Source organism: Shewanella intestini, from assembly GCF_018221465.1.
GTDB classification, from domain to species: domain Bacteria; phylum Pseudomonadota; class Gammaproteobacteria; order Enterobacterales; family Shewanellaceae; genus Shewanella; species Shewanella intestini.
The window spans coordinates 93,384-109,181 of sequence record NZ_JAAIKR010000006.1 but is presented as its reverse complement, the minus strand read 5'-3'; the positions used below and the strand labels follow the sequence as shown (position 1 = coordinate 109,181).

Sequence of the window (15,798 nt, the reverse complement as noted above, 5' to 3'; positions counted from 1 at the left end):
TAATTTTCTTGTATTAAAAGAATTGCCTACAGCATATCACTCAATGCTCAAAAGTCTTTGATTTATGCCTTACTTAATAGTGGATTTTTGAAGTAAGGAGCATGAAATTGAAGCTTGGAATAAAGGCTTCTTTGATCTACGCTAAGACGAAGAATCTTAGAGCTATTCAGTTACTTCTGGGTCATGCTAAGCTCGAAAGCACGATTGAATACCTTGGTGTCGAGATTGAAGATGCACTAAGGATTTCTGAGAGTTGTGAGACGTGAGGAACCGCTATGCAATGCCCTGAATGTGAGAATCATTTTGGTTGGGATTGGATTGAAGATGAATGCATCGAGCCAAATGAAACCTTTGAATGCCCTAGTTGTGGGGTGATGCTGCGTTACACCATCGATGAAGGCACCTATTACGGAGCTCAACATAAAACCGTTGAAGTGGTGGATGATTAATTATGATGAATTCACTACCTGATGATAAAGAACTGTTCGTTGAGTGCCCTCGATGTAAAACTGAGATCAAACAGAAGAATCTTAAGCGCCATTTAAGGAAAATACATGGCGTGAGCAAGGCATCTATAAAAATCACTTCAATCCCAGGCACCACTGCAACTGTATCAAGATCTGAACGTATCGCGGCTCTATTCTCTAAAATAAATCAAGGGCAATACGATACAGAAGGTAGTCTCATGACACTGATGAAAAATGCAGAGACTAAAGGTGAAGATAAAATATTGAAAGCCGTGCAACAACGTTTAAGGAAAGTGTTTCCGAAACTATATCGTAGATATGTTGGCCCAATAACATTACGTGACCCATTAGGCAGTAAAAGTTGTTACTGCACTAAGCCTATATCACTCCATAGTATTGCACATGACATTTTAAGTATGAGCATTCCAACAGAGGCATTGCAGTGCGATCTTTGTTGGGACGAGGACATTTCAGTTGCTTGGGGCATCTATGGGCCGTTTGGGGCAAAAATGATTGATAAACGAACATGGACCGCTATTTGCCATGAGCGTGGTGATGTGAAGTATGCTACTCATTAGCATAACTGTAATCAAACCGTACCATATAACCCAAATAGCTGTGGATATCAGGCTATATTTAGATACATTCGCTAAGACACTTTAAGTTAAAAAATTGGAAACATAAAAAATGAAAATGCTATCTGTATTCTTCTTTTTAATTGCATCAACTGGCGCATTAGCGTCTACCGTAATAACTTGTAACGATGCTATGTCAGTTGGCGGTGAAGCAAGAACTGTTTTACATAAGCAAGCCCAACAAAGAGCGCAACATGAAATTGAGAGCTTTATGGAAAAAGCTCTGATGAAGCCGTATGTAGATGTATTTGGCCTGCAAAGCTCTGCTGATGGGATGGCTGATTTAATTGAGATTTACTGGTGTGAAACAACTAATACTCCGCTTCACTCCGCTTATTATCGATTTTACTCATCAAATAAGAGTGTATTTAATAAGTAGCGTCACCTGTTTGGCTATTCACTCTAATGACCTTAAACAAGAAAAAATATGACCACCTATAACGTTAAACGCACAACAGACGCATCAGACTTAACAGTCTACAATATCTGCTTGGGGGATATCGAATTACATACTGAATACAGTAAAAATTCCGCAAACGCTGTTAAGGAGAGGCTTGAAGGCGGAGAAAAGTTATCAAGTATTTTAAGTGACTTCTTTGACAAACAAACGAGAGCCTTTCACTCTGAAATAGAAGCTTTAAAGTGCTCACAACAAGAGTGGGCACAAGTGGAAGCACAGTTAAAAAATACTATCGTTCAGCTAAGAGCAACTATTGAAACTCTAGCTTCACAGAAACCTCTCATTCAGCATAGGTTGTCGTCTATGTCATCCTTCACACTTGCTGAAGTTCGGGAGTTAACTGCTTATTGTGGGTTATTCATAAAACATGGTTTTCAGCGTCACTGGGATGTTAACGAATACCTCGACAAGACTAACGGCTGGGGTAATTTTCCTACAATCCGCTCACTAAACACACATGCTAACGGATACACCGTTAATGGAATACTCAAACGTTACTATGCTATTGTCTGCGAAATATTAGAGATAGGCTCTGATAACGGGACACCATTGATTAGTTCTGACCATTACTAAAGTTACCGCCCAACTTTCCCTAACTTAAAATATTGATTTTGTGTATCCAGCTCATAAAAGACCCTAAGGCGCTTTTGTCCCAAAGCAATTCAGCAAAACTTAAACCCTGATAAAATTTAAGCCAACAAAAAGGCGAATCATTTCTGATTCGCCTTTAGCTTGTTTTGTATTCTACTCAGTCACAAACTTAATTCCCGACTTACATCAACGCCTGAAAAAAAAACGACCCTAAGGTCGCTTTTTCTCTTTATAAGTTTCTAAACTTCAATGAAGCAAGCTACCTCGATAATGGCGTTACTGCCGATGATAAGACAAGGAAGTTTGAGGTTTTCACCGCGGAGTTGACTGGTGTCAATGAGCAGCGAAAAGCTTAAACTGAAGCCGTATTATCGAGGCCAAGTAGCCATTATTACTCGTAATCAGAGATAGGGACACAACTACACATTAGATTGCGGTCTCCGTACACATCATCAATACGATTCACCGTCGGCCAAAACTTATTCGCCTTAACTGCTGCTGTCGGGAAAACGGCTTCTTCACGGCTGTAAGGGCGTGAATCAAACTCGCTGTCCATAATGTCGGCTAGGGTATGCGGCGCATTGTGCAGTGGGTTGTTGTCCGCTGGCCACTCGCCTGCTTCAACTTTAGCGATTTCGCTGCGAATTGAAATCATCGCTTCAACGAAACGGTCTAGCTCAACTTTTGACTCGGATTCTGTTGGTTCAATCATCAGCGTGCCCGCGACGGGGAAGCTCATGGTTGGTGCGTGGAAGCCATAGTCATTAAGACGCTTAGCAATGTCCATTTCGGTCACGCCGGATGACTCTTTAAGCGGGCGCAGGTCGATAATACATTCGTGCGCCACGCGGTCGTTACGGCCAGTAAATAATACTGGGTAATGGCCTGATAGCTTTTTCATCACGTAGTTGGCATTTAACAGTGCCATTTGCGTAGACTGTTTCACGCCTTTAGTACCCAGCAGTTTAATGTACATCCAGCTGATTGGGAGGATGCTAGCACTGCCGTATGGCGCGGCTGATACTGCGCCATTGTTGTCGCTTTCACGACCGGGTTTAACGATTTGGTGACCTGCAACAAACGGCGCTAAATGCTTTTTAATGCCGATTGGGCCCATACCTGGTCCACCGCCGCCATGAGGAATCGCGAAGGTTTTATGCAGGTTAAGGTGCGAGACGTCTGCGCCGATAAAGCCCGGTGAGGTTAAGCCCACTTGAGCGTTCATGTTGGCGCCATCAAGATACACTTGGCCGCCATGTTGATGCACTATTTCACAAATTTGAGCAATTGATTCTTCATACACACCGTGGGTTGATGGGTATGTCACCATGATGCACGACAAGTTATCAGCAAGCTCTGCGGCTTTGGCTGTTAAGTCATCAAGGTCAACGTTGCCTTGTTTGTCACAGGCCGTTACCACAACTTTCATGCCAGCAAGCTGCGCAGAAGCGGGGTTGGTACCGTGAGCAGATTGTGGGATTAAACAGATGTTTCTGTGCCCTTCCCCGCGTGACTCGTGGTATTTTTTAATCGCAAGTAAACCTGCGTATTCGCCCTGTGCGCCTGAGTTAGGCTGAATACATACAGCATCGTAGCCGGTGATGTTAACTAAAAAATCAGATAACTCATCAATTAGCTGAGTGTAACCTTGAGCTTGCTCAAGCGGGCAAAATGGATGCATGTTGGCAAATTCTGGCCAGCTTACCGGCAGCATTTCAACAGCGGCGTTGAGCTTCATGGTACAAGAACCAAGCGAAATCATTGAATGATTAAGGGCTAAATCTTTGTTTTCTAGACGCTTGATGTAACGCATCATTTCAGTTTCGCTTTGGTAGCGATTGAATGTTGGGTGAGTCAAGATAGCGTCTTTACGCTCAAGTTCTGCTGGAATTGAGCGTGAACCGTTAACAATGATGTCAGCATCGATTGCTGCAACGTCTAACCCGTGACCGACGCCGATAATCACCTCAAATAACTGCGCGATATCTTCGCGTGTGGTGGTTTCATCTACGCTGATCCCCACTGTGCCGTCTGCATCAATACGTAGGTTAAGTTCAGCTTTAACTGCGCGAGCAGTTACTGCCGCCACGTCTAAGCCTTTAACACTAACGGTGTCAAACCAAGTACTGTTGACTAACTCAACGCCTTTAGCGGTTAAGCCATTGGCTAGAATGTCAGTTAAACGGTTAATACGACTTGCAATGGTTTTAAGCCCTTGTGGGCCATGAAATACCGCGTAAAACGATGCCATATTGGCGAGTAAGATTTGCGCAGTACAAATGTTTGAGTTGGCTTTTTCGCGGCGAATGTGTTGCTCGCGCGTTTGCATTGCCATACGCAACGCTTGGTTACCACGGGTGTCTTTTGACACCCCGATAATACGACCCGGCATTGAACGCTTGTGCGCGTCACGGGCAACAAAGAAGGCGGCGTGTGGTCCGCCGTATCCCATTGGTACGCCAAAACGCTGCGCACTACCAAATACGATGTCGGCCCCCATTGAACCTGGCGACTTAAGCAGTACCAGTGACATAATATCAGCGGCAACGGTAACAATGGCTTTCTTGGCTGCTAGCTTGGCAAACAACTCGGTGTTGTCGGTGATTTCACCATGGCGGTTGGTGTATTGAAACAATGCGCCAAATAACTCGTAGTTTACGGCATCTTCAGCAGGCCCAACAATCACGTCAAAACCAAAACATTCTGCACGGGTTTGCACAACATCTAATGTTTGTGGGAATACGTCATCTGCCACAAAGAAGATATTGGCTTTTTTGGCTTTAGAAACACGCTTGGCCATGGCCATAGCTTCAGCAGCGGCGGTTGCTTCATCAAGTAAGGATGCCGATGCAAGGTCAAGGCCGGTTAGGTCCATCGACATTTGTTGGAAGTTTAAAATGGCTTCTAAACGGCCTTGGGCGATTTCAGGCTGATATGGCGTATACGCTGTGTACCAACCCGGATTTTCAAACACGTTACGTAAAATGACGTTAGGCACATCAGTGCCGTAGTAGCCCATGCCGATGTAGCTTTTGAATACTTTGTTTTTATCGGCAATGCTGCGAATGTAAGCCGTACCTTCGGCTTCACCACATGAATCACCAATGGTTAATTCTTGCGGTAAACGGATGGCACCGGGCACAGTTTGCGCGGTTAAATCTTCTAATGACTCAGCGCCAACAAAGTTGAGCATATCTTGTTGCTGCTGTTCATTGGGGCCAATATGACGAGTCAAAAATAACTCGTGCTGCTCTAATTGTGTCAGTGTTTGCTTAGTCATGATCAATCGTATTCCCAATTACCCGGTTTTCATGCTGTAGGGCACAGAGCCGGTAAAGTGTTATTTTTTATTGAAGGTCAATTCACGCGTTAAGTGAGGTCTTTGCCCGATATTGTTATACGTGAAAATCACCCACATGGTTTGCCGCTGTAGGTGGAAAACCATTCATTGCCATTGAGTGCTAGCATTACGTTACTGCGGTTATGGTTACCTGCATTACCACAAGGTTGCCATAAGCACTTATGTGTTGCGTTAACTGCAACGACAATAGTGATAACAGCTATTGGTGATAATGGTTAAGCGCTAATGCCTACAGTTTACTACTTTGAAATAAGGGCTGGCGCGACAATGGATGCCATAACAAAAAAAGCTCCCTGAGGAGCTTTTAGCGGTTCGACAAATTAATCTTCGTCAATAACTTCTTGGTAGCCTTCAGCGTTAAGCAACGAATCTACTTCAGCTTCATCACTTGGCATCACGCGGAAGAACCAACCGTCGTCAAATGCGTCGCTGTTTACCAATTCTGGTGAATCTTCTAGTGATTCGTTAATTGCGACGACTTCGCCTGAAATTGGCGCATAAATGTCAGATGCCGCTTTAACAGACTCAGCTACTGCGCAGTCTTCACCAGCGGTAACGGTGTCGCCAACTTCTGGTAATTCAACAAATACCATGTCACCAAGCAATTCTTGAGCATGTTCAGTAATGCCCACGGTGTAGCTACCGTCAGCTTCTTTACGGATCCACTCGTGTGAAGAAGCATATTTTAATTCTGCTGGAATGTTGCTCATTGTCATAATTCCTATATTGATAAATTTAAAGCGCAATTATTATTCGGGTTAATGGTACACGTATTGAGTCATCAACTATGACTGATATTATCTAATTACGGGCGGTACCAAAATATGTAAGTGGCAAAAATGTGTCGTAAAAGCGATTGTATTGCATCCCTGTTCTGGCACTGATGCTTGTTAATGATTCACAAGCCCATCAATGCAAAAGACAATAGCGTTAACCGATACCACTCACATTAGAATGCTTGTTTGCCATTACGTACAAAGCTAGGCGCAATCACTTTTACTGCCACACGCTTTTTACGCATTTCAACTTCGGCCACCTGACCAATACCATTAGGCACACGCGCCATGGCGATTGAATACCCTAATGTTGGCGAGAACGTACCACTGGTAATGCGACCTTGGTGCTCAACGCCGTTTTCGTCAGTAAAAAATACTGCCATATCGTGGCGGAGTACGCCTTTTGCTTCCATCACTAAGCCCACCAGTTTGTCGGTGCCGGCTGCTTTTATTTGGCTTAGCGCTTGGCGGCCAATAAAGTCACGCTCGCTTGGTTCCCATGCGACAGTCCAGCCCATGTTCGCGGCAAGTGGATTAATGCTTTCGTCCATGTCTTGGCCGTAGAGGTTCATACCTGCTTCTAAGCGTAAGGTGTCACGCGCCCCTAAACCACAGGGTTTAACTCCCGCATCTAGCAAGGCTTGCCATAGGTCTTGCGCCTGCTCTTGTGGAACAATAATTTCGTAACCCGCTTCACCGGTATAACCTGTTGTAGCAATAAATAATGAGTCTGCTTGCACGCCAAAGAACATTTTCATGCCTTCAATTGCGCTATTTTGTTCGGCGCTAAATACGGTGGCAGCTTTGGCTTTGGCATTAGGGCCTTGTACGGCAATCATGGCCAGTTCAGGGCGTTCAGTCACGCTAACATCATAAGCACTGGCTTGTTTATTGATCCACGCAAGGTCTTTTTCGCGCGTTGCCGAGTTCACTACAATGCGGTAATGGGTGTCTGACAAATAATACGTGATCAGGTCGTCAATCACGCCTGCGTTTTCATCTAACATACCGCCGTAAAGGGCTTTGCCTGTTACGGTTAACTTAGCAACATCGTTGGCTAACAATTTACGCAAAAAGTCACGCGCTTGGGAGCCAGTTACATCAACTACAGTCATGTGAGAAACGTCAAACATGCCTGCGTCTTGGCGCACTGCGTGGTGTTCTTCTATTTGAGAGCCATAGTTAATTGGCATTTCCCAACCGTGAAAATCCACCATTTTGGCGTTTGATGCTAAGTGCTTGGTATAAAGAACAGTTTTGCTAGCCATTGTTATGCCTTCATTGGGTATATCGCGTCGAAACGTGATCTAGGTATTTGATAAAATGCGCCAAAAATTATACCCACCCTTAGTGAATTGTATATAAAAAAATTTTCTAATCTGACGTTTAATACATTAGTTTTGCTAATGCATTAAATACGGGCTTTTTTGTAACAAAAACAGTTATGTTATTGGAACAGTTGATATATAACTGTTTTATCACATTATTGGGTTGGTTTTGTGCTTTGGCATAGCTTAGGTAAACTGGCTTTATTACCCATGGCTTGTTTGATGAAAACTGTTTTCAGACTAGCGACATTATCAAGCAATGATAATCCCACATTTAACAGGGTATTTTTAAGCGGATTTGTACCTGCAAATAAACGTTTAAAGCCTTCCATTGCCGCGATCATTTCCATCGCATCGGCTTTACGCCAGCGCTCTAATGCACGTAAGTGGCGATAGTCGCCGACATCTTTGCCGTTTTCATGCAGTTCAGCCACCATTTGCACAATACTCGCGGCGTCTAAAAAGCCAAGATTAACGCCTTGACCTGCAAGAGGATGAATGGTGTGTGCCGCATCGCCTGCCAGTACTAAACGGTGGCGCGCAAAATGGCGCGCATAACGCATCCTTAATGGGAACGCATGGCGTTCGCTAACCACTTCGCACAGCCCTAAACGGCTTTCAAAGGCGCAAGTCAGCGCTTTATTAAATTCGTTGTCATCAAGGGCAAGTAGTTGCTCAGCTTGTGCGGGTGATACCGACCACACAATCGAAGATAAATTATCTTCATATAACGGCAGCATGGCTAGCGGGCCGTCAGGTAAAAACGCTTGGCGAGCCGTTTTATCATGACGAACCTCTGTGCGCACAGTCGCCACAATGGCGTGATGGCCGTAGTCCCAAAAGGTCAACGGTATTTGGCACTGTTGGCGTACCCAAGAGTTAGCGCCGTCTGCGCCGACCACTAATGCGGCACTGACATTGTCACCGCTTGCTAATGTGAGCCACGCTTCACGCTCACCAAAGGCGGCGCGTTCAAGGCGTTGCCCTTGTATGTGGGTAATGTTGTCAAATTCGCTAGCACGCTGCGCCAATGCGTAATTGATCGCTTGGTTTTCAATGATGGTGCCAAGGGTTGGTTGGTTAATGCTGTTAGCGTCAAAGTTAATTTTACCCAGGCCATCTTTCGTCCACACGGCCATTTTTTGGTATGGCCCGATGCGGTCGGTGTCGATATATTGCCACGCCCCTAAATTGCTTAATAATTGCTGGCTAGCTTGGTTAATTGCGCTGACTCGTAGTTTAGGATCACCTGTGGCGGCTTCAATCGTGTTTGCGTCAATCACCACCACTGACATATCAGCTTGGGCTAAGCCTATCGCGGTTGCGAGGCCAACCATACCACCGCCAATAATGGCTACATCATAGGTTTGGGTCTGATACATAGGTGTTCCTTTATCTTGTTATTATTGATTTTTATTGATAAAAACTTGCGTCTAACGCCAACCCATTGCCACTTCAGCCACGGGACGTTTCAATGGTGGCAACCATGACAATAATCTTAAGCCGATATTACGCCCTGCCACTAATGGATAATATTGATTTGAAAAGCCACGCACTAAACATTCAATATGGTTAATGGTGCGGTCTCGGTCTACTTGGCGCTGTTGATAATAAGCATGGATCAGCGCATGAGCACCAATATCAAACGGCTCTTTGAGGTGATTAGCCTCAACGTTGCCTGTTGTTGCTTGATGAAGTGTGGCATGAGCGCGCTCAGATTGAGTACTATTAACTTGATTGCTATTAACTTGATTGCTTCTAGCTTGATTACTTCTAGCTTGATTACTTCTAGCTTGATTACTTCTAGCTTGCGTCAACACATCAAACAAGGTGCTGATATCACGTAGCCCTAAATTAAACCCTTGGCCAGCTATCGGATGCAGGGTTTGCGCTGCATTGCCGACAAATACGCAGCGATGATAAATCGGCCGTGGCATGTATGACATCACTAATGGGTAACTGCTTAATTGCCCTATATCGGTAAAACGCCCACAACGGTATCCAAATGCCTGTTGCAGTTGTTGTAAAAATGCTTCTTTAGGTAAGGCTTTACGTGATTCAACCTCATTAGGCGGCATCGCCCACACTAACGATAACCGTTGCTGGCCCTGACAATCAGCCATTGGTAATAAAGCAATGGGGCCGTGCTCGGTGAAACGTTCATACGCCCAGCCTTGGTGAGCGCTATCGGTTACCACGTTAGCGACAATGGCGGCTTGGTTAAAGTCGACTTGTTCAGTGGGTTGTTTAAGCTGTTGGCGCACTTTAGAAAAGCCGCCATCTGCAGCGACAAGTAACTTAGCATTAAGTTGCTCTTGGGTTGTGAGCTGTAATTGATGATGACCTTCATGTGCTGTAATACTTGCAACACTTGCGGGGCAAAATAGCGTTAACCAGTGTGGATATTGCTTGGCATAATCTTGTAACTGCGCCATTAACACTTTGCCAACGCTGGCAAGTTCAACCACTTGGCCAAATGCGGCGAGATTTAACGACTCGGCATCGAGTGTGGTCATACCAAAATGGCCGCGATCAGACACATGAATATGTTTAATTGCGCTACCCAGTGGCTGAATGTGTTGCCATATACCTAACCGTTTGAGTTCACGTATCGCGCCGTCAGCAATCGCAATCGCGCGGGCGTCAAACCCGGGGTGAGCCGCATCAACGGTTTTAGCTTCAACTAAGGCAATACGGAGAATCTTATCGGGGTTTTTACGGTTGTATTCACAAAGTGCCAGTGCCAACGTTGCCCCAGCCATCGCGCCGCCAACAATCACAATGTCAAATTCAACTTGGGGTGAGTAAGAAGATACTGGCATGTTTCAACGTCCGTCCAATGGCTATTGCTTATTGATAAATTAACTAATCGCTACCTAACTAAGGGCGTTATTGTGCGCTAAGTTTGCAGGCATTAGGTTGTGCCTACAACAGGATTAACGCACTCAAAGGCGCTTAAAATGGCGAATGTAATTAGTGAATCTTTGGCGCTTTATCATCATTTGGCGCTTGTTCTTGGCCAAATTCTGAATAGCATAAAATAGCCGCCATTTTCACAAATTCTTGCAGTTCGGTATAGGCCGCTTCAGACTCTTCATCATCAGCAACGTCAAATTCAACTTGTGCAATTTCGGCCAAATCTTTAATGACTTCTTTAACATCTTTTGAACTACTATTGAGTTTTGGCTGAATCACTGCAATCGCGGTTAAAAAGCTTTGTGTCCACAATGCTAATGCTTCAACCCGATGGCTTAATGACACTTCTTCTTCAGGTAACAATATCGTGAAACCAAACTCAAAATCAGCAAGGCGAGTCACAGTATCTTGATATAATTCATTGATAAGTTGCTGTAAATTTACATCTAAACTTTGGCCGTCATTAACCAGTTCGAGCAACGGCTTTTGCCACGCATTGTTAGCTTGCGTTACACCACCACAAATTAGCCCCACTAAAGTACCGTGCACTTCAACCGGATGTTGGCCAATTTCAGCCGCATCAAGGGCTTGTTTTAATTTTTCGATACATAACGAAGGTGGGGTTGCCATAGTCTTTTCCTGCTTACAAATTAATGCCTCAATGCTAACAGAGTTGCAATGTAGCACCAAATAATCCCCCTCATGTTGTCGGATAAAAGTACCGATTTGCTCAGACAAACAGCAAATAGCTAAAAACAGACAGCTGCGCCTTGCGCTTTTAAATTGGTCGCTATATAGTTCGCCAACATCGTGAATTAATTAAACAACTGGTAGCAAACGTTATGAGTAATAGTGCAGTAGAAATCACCCTTCTCGGTCGCACGTACTCAATCGCCTGTCCTAAAGGACGCGAGGACGCCTTGCGCTCAGTAGCAAGTGGCGTTGAGAACCAACTGAGTACGCTGAAAACGCGCACTAATAATTTAAGCCGTGAAGAATTAGCCATTATGGCTGCACTCAATATCGGTAATGAACTGTTTGAAGAGAAACAAAAAAATAAACAGTATATGGCGCAAATGGATGAGCGCATTTCACTGCTACAATTGACGCTTGAAAACGCGTTAATTGAACGCAGCAACAAGGACGACTAAACTTCAGTTTCTGATAAACGCCAACGCGGTTATCAACCCTATTTGCTCCCTGGGATATGCGTTGATTGGTAATGTCCCTGTGCCGATATTTACAAACCCAGGGTGAATGCTTTCGTTGACATTGTGTATGCTCGGCTTGTACCGAGAAACCTTAGGAAATGAACGTTTACCCGCCTTGAACCTACGGTTCAAGGGCTACACCGGCAACGGTGTCTCGGGGAGCAATCTTAATCTATTGGGTGGCACGTTCGTGCGCACTTTCCTGCTCAGTCATTTTGTCATTCAACACCACGTTAATCAGCAATGGGCTTAATTGCTTGCAAATATGCCTTAGCACGTTACTCTCAATTAACGGCGTTTGTGCACTGTCACCTGCGCGTATTTTGGGGTATTTTTGAAGGATGGAGAACGTAAAAACAATGACAATGAGCCGTTTTATGGTTAATTCAATTTCGTCAAATACCGTGGGTGATAAGCACACTCAAGTGAGTTATTTTACGGCCACCAATACCCCTTCTCTTGAGACGCCTCAACACACGGTGTTTGATAGCAGTAATATGAGCCGAGACTGTATTCGCCGCCATATCCGCCAACAGCGTAATGCTCTTAGCCATACAGAGCAGCAACAGCTAGCCACCACGGCATGTCAGCATTTATTAGCCGAAATAGTGGCGCGAAAAGCAACAAAAGTAGCACTATATTTAGCTTTTGACGGCGAGCTAAGCACTCAACCATTAATTGACGCCTTATGGCAGCAAAATATCGCCGTGTATTTACCGCGCATTCACCCTTTTGCTAAAGGTCATTTGTTGTTTGTACACTACACCCCAAGCACGCCGATGGTGCACAATCGATTTAATATTGCCGAACCTAAGCTAGATGTACGCCGCATTGTCACCAGCAGTCATTTAGACATGATTGTCACTCCGTTAGTGGCGTTTGACGTACATGGCAATAGAATGGGCATGGGTGGCGGCTTTTACGATCGCACCCTAGTACAAATTAAAGCAAATAACCCCATCGCGATTGGTTATGCCCACGATTGCCAGCAAGTCAGTCAAGTGCCAACCCAATATTGGGATATCCCATTACCACTGCTTTTCACGCCGACAAAACGCATTGCTAGTAGCCATTTACGCGATACACATAACAACAATTAATCCCTTAGCGATAACATAACAACAGCTAGCCTCTGCCAGAGACAACAGCAGTTAAGCGGACACAAAAAAACCGTTATCTCGATAACGGTTTTTTTATTTGTCGCTGATGACAACCGGACTCCGGCATGTGTCAGTTATCTCAATACACCGCTAGGCATTTATGCCGTCGCGGCGTCTAACGCTTGAGTGATATCAGCAATGATATCGTCAATGTGCTCAATGCCAACTGAGATACGGATTAAGTCTTCAGACACACCTGCACTGGCTAGCTCTTGCGCGTTAAGTTGGCGATGGGTGGTTGTCGCAGGATGACACGCCAGCGATTTAGCATCGCCGATATTCACTAAACGTAGCACCAATTGCAGTGCATCAATAAACTTACCACCCGCCACTTTACCCGCCTCAGCATTGTCAGCTTTAATCCCAAAACTAATAATGCCAGATGCTTTACCTTGGGTAATTTTTTGACAACGTTCATATTGCGGGCTGTCAGGTAATGCCGCGTAGTTTACCCAGCTCACTTTAGGGTGGTTTTGTAAAAACGTGGCTAATGCTAGGGCGTTTTCACAGTGACGTTCCATCCGCAAACTTAATGTTTCTAAGCCTTGGAGTAATAAGAATGCACTTTGTGGTGACAAAGCCGCCCCTGTATTACGCAGAGGACCTACGCGGCAACGGCCAATAAAGGCAGCAGGGCCAAAGGCTTCGGTGTAGACCACGCCGTGATAAGACGGATCGGGCTCATTTAAAATCGCAAAACGTTGTTTATTAGCGACCCAGTCAAACTTACCAGAGTCAATAATCACCCCGCCAACGGTCGTGCCGTGGCCACCAATGTATTTGGTTAATGAGTGAATAACGATGTCAGCGCCATGCTCAATTGCGCGGCACAATACAGGCGTAGCAACGGTGTTATCAACAATTAACGGCACCCCATGTTTATGGGCGATTGCGGCTAAACGTTGTAAATCAACCACATTACCGGCTGGATTACCAATGGATTCACAAAATAAGGCTTTAGTGTTGTCGTCTATTAGGGCTTCAAGGCCAGCATAGTCGTCATAATTTGCCATACGCACATCAATGCCTTGGCGCGGAAGCGAATGGGCAAATAAATTATAAGAGCCACCATAAAGCTGGCTGGTACTGACAATGTTATCACCGACCTGCGTTAACGCTTGCAGCGCATAAGTAATGGCCGCCATGCCTGAGGCAACAGCTAATGCCGCCACACCACCTTCAATAGCAGCAAGGCGCTGCTCAAGTACGTCCGTGGTTGGGTTCATAATGCGGGTATAAATATTGCCTGGCACTTTTAAGTCAAATAAATCGGCACCGTGTTGGGTGTCATCGAAAGTATAAGAGGTAGTTTGATAAATAGGCACGGCAGCGGCTTTGGTGGTTGCTTCTGATTGATAACCATGGTGCAAAGCGAGAGATTCTAGTTTTAAATTGCGCGTTGTCATGTGGCTTTCCCTTTATCTTAAATGTTCGATGAAAAATAGCGTGTATTGAAACTAACAAATAGCCATCTAGATGTCCAAATGTTTTTTATCTCTTTTTCTATTAACCCATTCTCTCGTCACGTTTATGACCGCAAATAGGCTATTAACGTAAATGTCGGCCACCATCAACGGCATAACTTCGACCTGTCACATATTGGCTATTACGCAGGTACTCAACCAATTGAACGATCTCTTCAAGGCCGGCCTCTTTAGGTAAAATAGCTTTGGCTAACGCGTTAACTTTATAAGCATCATCGTCGTGCTCGTTAAATAGAATCATCGCAGGCGCAATTGAATTAACAGTAACTTGCGGTGCTAATAAGCTAGCAAACGACAATGTGAGATTATGCAGCGCCGCTTTACTGGCCGCATAAGCCATGTGTTTTTTACTGCCCTTTTCGGCCACATAATCAGTAAAATGAATAATGCTACTGCCGCCAATATCATTGGCATCTTGTTTTAGTTTGGCGGCTAAAGCTAAGTTAATTTGGTAAGGCGCGCCAACATGCACTTGCATCATTTGCTGCATAATTTGGCTTGGCGACATGTTGTGCGCGTTGTCGGGTAACCAGTCTGAAGCGTTATGAATAATGGTATCGAGGTTATCCATTGTTTGTGCCTGCTTGATTAACGCGGCAATGGCATTATCGTCGGTTAGCTCACATTGGATCAGCGTTGCCCCGCGCTGCGCTAATTGCTCAATACTTGGATAATGGGTGCGATAAGTCCCTAATACCTTATGCCCTTGTTCAAGGAAGTAACTTGCCAATGCAAAGCCAATGCGCTTACCCACGCCCGTAATTAAAATTGTTCGACTCATACCTGCCTCTATATTGTTGTTTTGTTTTCATATAATGGCGTAATCAACCTCAATAAACCATGCTAAATACAGCAATCATCGTCACTTTATTTGCGATTAGATTTATCTAGGCCAATTTCGATTTGTAGGCGATCTTTTTCGTTAAGCCCGCCGTATAGGTAATAATCACAAGCCAATAAGTACACATGAGTGACTTGTAATCAGTAAGAGGTTTTTATGGAATTAACCATTTTTTATGACAGCGCGTGTCCGTTATGCAGCAATGAAATGGCGCAACTTAAAAGCCATGACAGCGAAGGTCGCATTCAACTAGAAGACTTAAATGCTGATGATTTAGCTGAACGTTACCCGATGCTCGATATTGAAAAAGCCAACACCATTTTGCACGGCTTAACCCACAAAGGTGAGATGTTACTTGGGCTTGATGTCACTGCCAAAGCCTGGTCGTTAGTGGGTAAACATTGCTGGGTTAAATTGTTACGCCTACCGCTGGTGAAACCATTTGCCGATAAAGCCTATACCGCCTTTGCAAATAACCGTTATAAAATTTCATATCTACTGACTGGCCAGCAGCGCTGTGACAGCGGCCAATGTAATATGAAATAAAACCGCTGCTAAAGCGGCCTTA

General features: G+C 44.7%; 15 protein-coding genes, 1 other RNA gene and 1 pseudogene. 9 read left to right on the top strand and 8 right to left on the bottom strand.

The genetic code is table 11. The features are described from left to right. Positions 1 to 122: 122 nt before the first annotated feature. From G3R48_RS17230 to G3R48_RS08415, 5 genes and pseudogenes are all read left to right on the top strand, one after another. Positions 123 to 266: pseudogene (locus G3R48_RS17230) on the top strand (integrase); the annotation flags it as partial. 9 nt (positions 267 to 275) lie between these two features. Beyond that, positions 276 to 449 (top strand): hypothetical protein, encoded by a 174-nt coding sequence (locus G3R48_RS08430; protein ID WP_169731095.1) that lies wholly within the window; start codon positions 276 to 278, stop codon positions 447 to 449. Positions 450 to 451: 2 nt separating this feature from the next. After that, positions 452 to 1,045 (top strand): hypothetical protein, encoded by a 594-nt coding sequence (locus G3R48_RS08425; RefSeq protein ID WP_212593275.1) that lies wholly within the window; start codon positions 452 to 454, stop codon positions 1,043 to 1,045. A gap of 109 nt (positions 1,046 to 1,154) precedes the next feature. Further along, positions 1,155 to 1,481, top strand: a complete 327-nt coding sequence (locus G3R48_RS08420) for a hypothetical protein (RefSeq protein ID WP_153664280.1) — start codon at positions 1,155 to 1,157, stop codon at positions 1,479 to 1,481. A 48-nt stretch (positions 1,482 to 1,529) separates the two neighbouring features. Beyond that, the gene (locus tag G3R48_RS08415; RefSeq protein ID WP_153664282.1) at positions 1,530 to 2,135 is read left to right on the top strand and encodes a hypothetical protein; all 606 of its coding nucleotides are present in this window, start codon (positions 1,530 to 1,532) and stop codon (positions 2,133 to 2,135) included. 409 nt (positions 2,136 to 2,544) lie between these two features. Here G3R48_RS08415 and gcvP read toward each other — a convergent pair whose 3' ends face one another. The 6 genes from gcvP to G3R48_RS08385 form a co-directional block, all read right to left on the bottom strand. After that, positions 2,545 to 5,433 carry an aminomethyl-transferring glycine dehydrogenase gene (gene gcvP, locus G3R48_RS08410; RefSeq protein ID WP_153664284.1) on the bottom strand — a complete coding sequence of 963 codons (2,889 nt, stop codon included), beginning with the start codon at positions 5,431 to 5,433 and terminating at the stop codon, positions 2,545 to 2,547. 401 nt (positions 5,434 to 5,834) lie between these two features. Further along, the gene (gene gcvH, locus G3R48_RS08405; protein WP_153664286.1) at positions 5,835 to 6,224 is read right to left on the bottom strand and encodes a glycine cleavage system protein GcvH; all 390 of its coding nucleotides are present in this window, start codon (positions 6,222 to 6,224) and stop codon (positions 5,835 to 5,837) included. 239 nt (positions 6,225 to 6,463) lie between these two features. Then, entirely contained in the window at positions 6,464 to 7,558 is a 1,095-nt protein-coding gene (gene gcvT, locus G3R48_RS08400; RefSeq protein ID WP_153664288.1) for a glycine cleavage system aminomethyltransferase GcvT, read from the bottom strand. A gap of 215 nt (positions 7,559 to 7,773) precedes the next feature. Beyond that, a complete protein-coding gene (locus G3R48_RS08395) occupies positions 7,774 to 9,000 on the bottom strand; it encodes an FAD-dependent oxidoreductase (RefSeq protein ID WP_153664290.1) in 1,227 nt (408 codons plus the stop codon). Positions 9,001 to 9,051: 51 nt separating this feature from the next. Beyond that, positions 9,052 to 10,440 carry a 2-octaprenyl-6-methoxyphenyl hydroxylase gene (gene ubiH, locus G3R48_RS08390; RefSeq protein ID WP_228497428.1) on the bottom strand — a complete coding sequence of 463 codons (1,389 nt, stop codon included), beginning with the start codon at positions 10,438 to 10,440 and terminating at the stop codon, positions 9,052 to 9,054. Between the two features lie 151 nt (positions 10,441 to 10,591). Then, entirely contained in the window at positions 10,592 to 11,164 is a 573-nt protein-coding gene (locus tag G3R48_RS08385; RefSeq protein WP_153664292.1) for a UPF0149 family protein, read from the bottom strand. A 212-nt stretch (positions 11,165 to 11,376) separates the two neighbouring features. Between G3R48_RS08385 and G3R48_RS08380 the strand changes: the two genes are divergently transcribed. From G3R48_RS08380 to G3R48_RS08370, 3 genes are all read left to right on the top strand, one after another. Continuing rightward, on the top strand, positions 11,377 to 11,685 hold the full coding sequence (locus G3R48_RS08380; RefSeq protein WP_153664294.1) for a cell division protein ZapA: 309 nt from the start codon (positions 11,377 to 11,379) through the stop codon (positions 11,683 to 11,685). A gap of 43 nt (positions 11,686 to 11,728) precedes the next feature. Further along, positions 11,729 to 11,910: non-coding RNA, 6S RNA (gene ssrS / locus G3R48_RS08375), on the top strand. Positions 11,911 to 12,122: 212 nt separating this feature from the next. Continuing rightward, positions 12,123 to 12,845: a 5-formyltetrahydrofolate cyclo-ligase gene (locus tag G3R48_RS08370; RefSeq protein WP_228497430.1), complete on the top strand. Its 723-nt coding sequence runs from the start codon at positions 12,123 to 12,125 to the stop codon at positions 12,843 to 12,845. A 158-nt stretch (positions 12,846 to 13,003) separates the two neighbouring features. On the opposite strand, the gene G3R48_RS08365 is transcribed toward G3R48_RS08370, so the two are convergent. Further along, positions 13,004 to 14,311: an O-acetylhomoserine aminocarboxypropyltransferase/cysteine synthase family protein gene (locus tag G3R48_RS08365; RefSeq protein WP_153664298.1), complete on the bottom strand. Its 1,308-nt coding sequence runs from the start codon at positions 14,309 to 14,311 to the stop codon at positions 13,004 to 13,006. A 142-nt stretch (positions 14,312 to 14,453) separates the two neighbouring features. Continuing rightward, entirely contained in the window at positions 14,454 to 15,170 is a 717-nt protein-coding gene (gene folM, locus G3R48_RS08360; protein ID WP_153664300.1) for a dihydromonapterin reductase, read from the bottom strand. 216 nt (positions 15,171 to 15,386) lie between these two features. Here folM and G3R48_RS08355 point away from each other — a divergent pair, with 216 nt between their 5' ends. After that, complete coding sequence (locus G3R48_RS08355) at positions 15,387 to 15,776, top strand: thiol-disulfide oxidoreductase DCC family protein (protein ID WP_153664302.1); 390 nt, start codon at positions 15,387 to 15,389, stop codon at positions 15,774 to 15,776. Positions 15,777 to 15,798 lie beyond the last annotated feature (22 nt).

Bases quoted from the DNA above. Each gene is read 5' to 3' on its own strand.
- G3R48_RS08355 (WP_153664302.1), top strand. From the start codon at position 15,387: ATGGAATTAACCATTTTTTATGACAGCGCGTGTCCGTTATGCAGCAAT.
- ubiH (WP_228497428.1), bottom strand. From the start codon at position 10,440: ATGCCAGTATCTTCTTACTCACCCCAAGTTGAATTTGACATTGTGATT.
- gcvH (WP_153664286.1), bottom strand. From the start codon at position 6,224: ATGAGCAACATTCCAGCAGAATTAAAATATGCTTCTTCACACGAGTGG.
- gcvT (WP_153664288.1), bottom strand. From the start codon at position 7,558: ATGGCTAGCAAAACTGTTCTTTATACCAAGCACTTAGCATCAAACGCC.
- G3R48_RS08385 (WP_153664292.1), bottom strand. From the start codon at position 11,164: ATGGCAACCCCACCTTCGTTATGTATCGAAAAATTAAAACAAGCCCTT.
- G3R48_RS08365 (WP_153664298.1), bottom strand. From the start codon at position 14,311: ATGACAACGCGCAATTTAAAACTAGAATCTCTCGCTTTGCACCATGGT.
- folM (WP_153664300.1), bottom strand. From the start codon at position 15,170: ATGAGTCGAACAATTTTAATTACGGGCGTGGGTAAGCGCATTGGCTTT.
- G3R48_RS08430 (WP_169731095.1), top strand. From the start codon at position 276: ATGCAATGCCCTGAATGTGAGAATCATTTTGGTTGGGATTGGATTGAA.
- G3R48_RS08425 (WP_212593275.1), top strand. From the start codon at position 452: ATGATGAATTCACTACCTGATGATAAAGAACTGTTCGTTGAGTGCCCT.
- G3R48_RS08420 (WP_153664280.1), top strand. From the start codon at position 1,155: ATGAAAATGCTATCTGTATTCTTCTTTTTAATTGCATCAACTGGCGCA.
- G3R48_RS08395 (WP_153664290.1), bottom strand. From the start codon at position 9,000: ATGTATCAGACCCAAACCTATGATGTAGCCATTATTGGCGGTGGTATG.
- G3R48_RS08370 (WP_228497430.1), top strand. From the start codon at position 12,123: ATGGTTAATTCAATTTCGTCAAATACCGTGGGTGATAAGCACACTCAA.
- G3R48_RS08380 (WP_153664294.1), top strand. From the start codon at position 11,377: ATGAGTAATAGTGCAGTAGAAATCACCCTTCTCGGTCGCACGTACTCA.
- gcvP (WP_153664284.1), bottom strand. From the start codon at position 5,433: ATGACTAAGCAAACACTGACACAATTAGAGCAGCACGAGTTATTTTTG.
- G3R48_RS08415 (WP_153664282.1), top strand. From the start codon at position 1,530: ATGACCACCTATAACGTTAAACGCACAACAGACGCATCAGACTTAACA.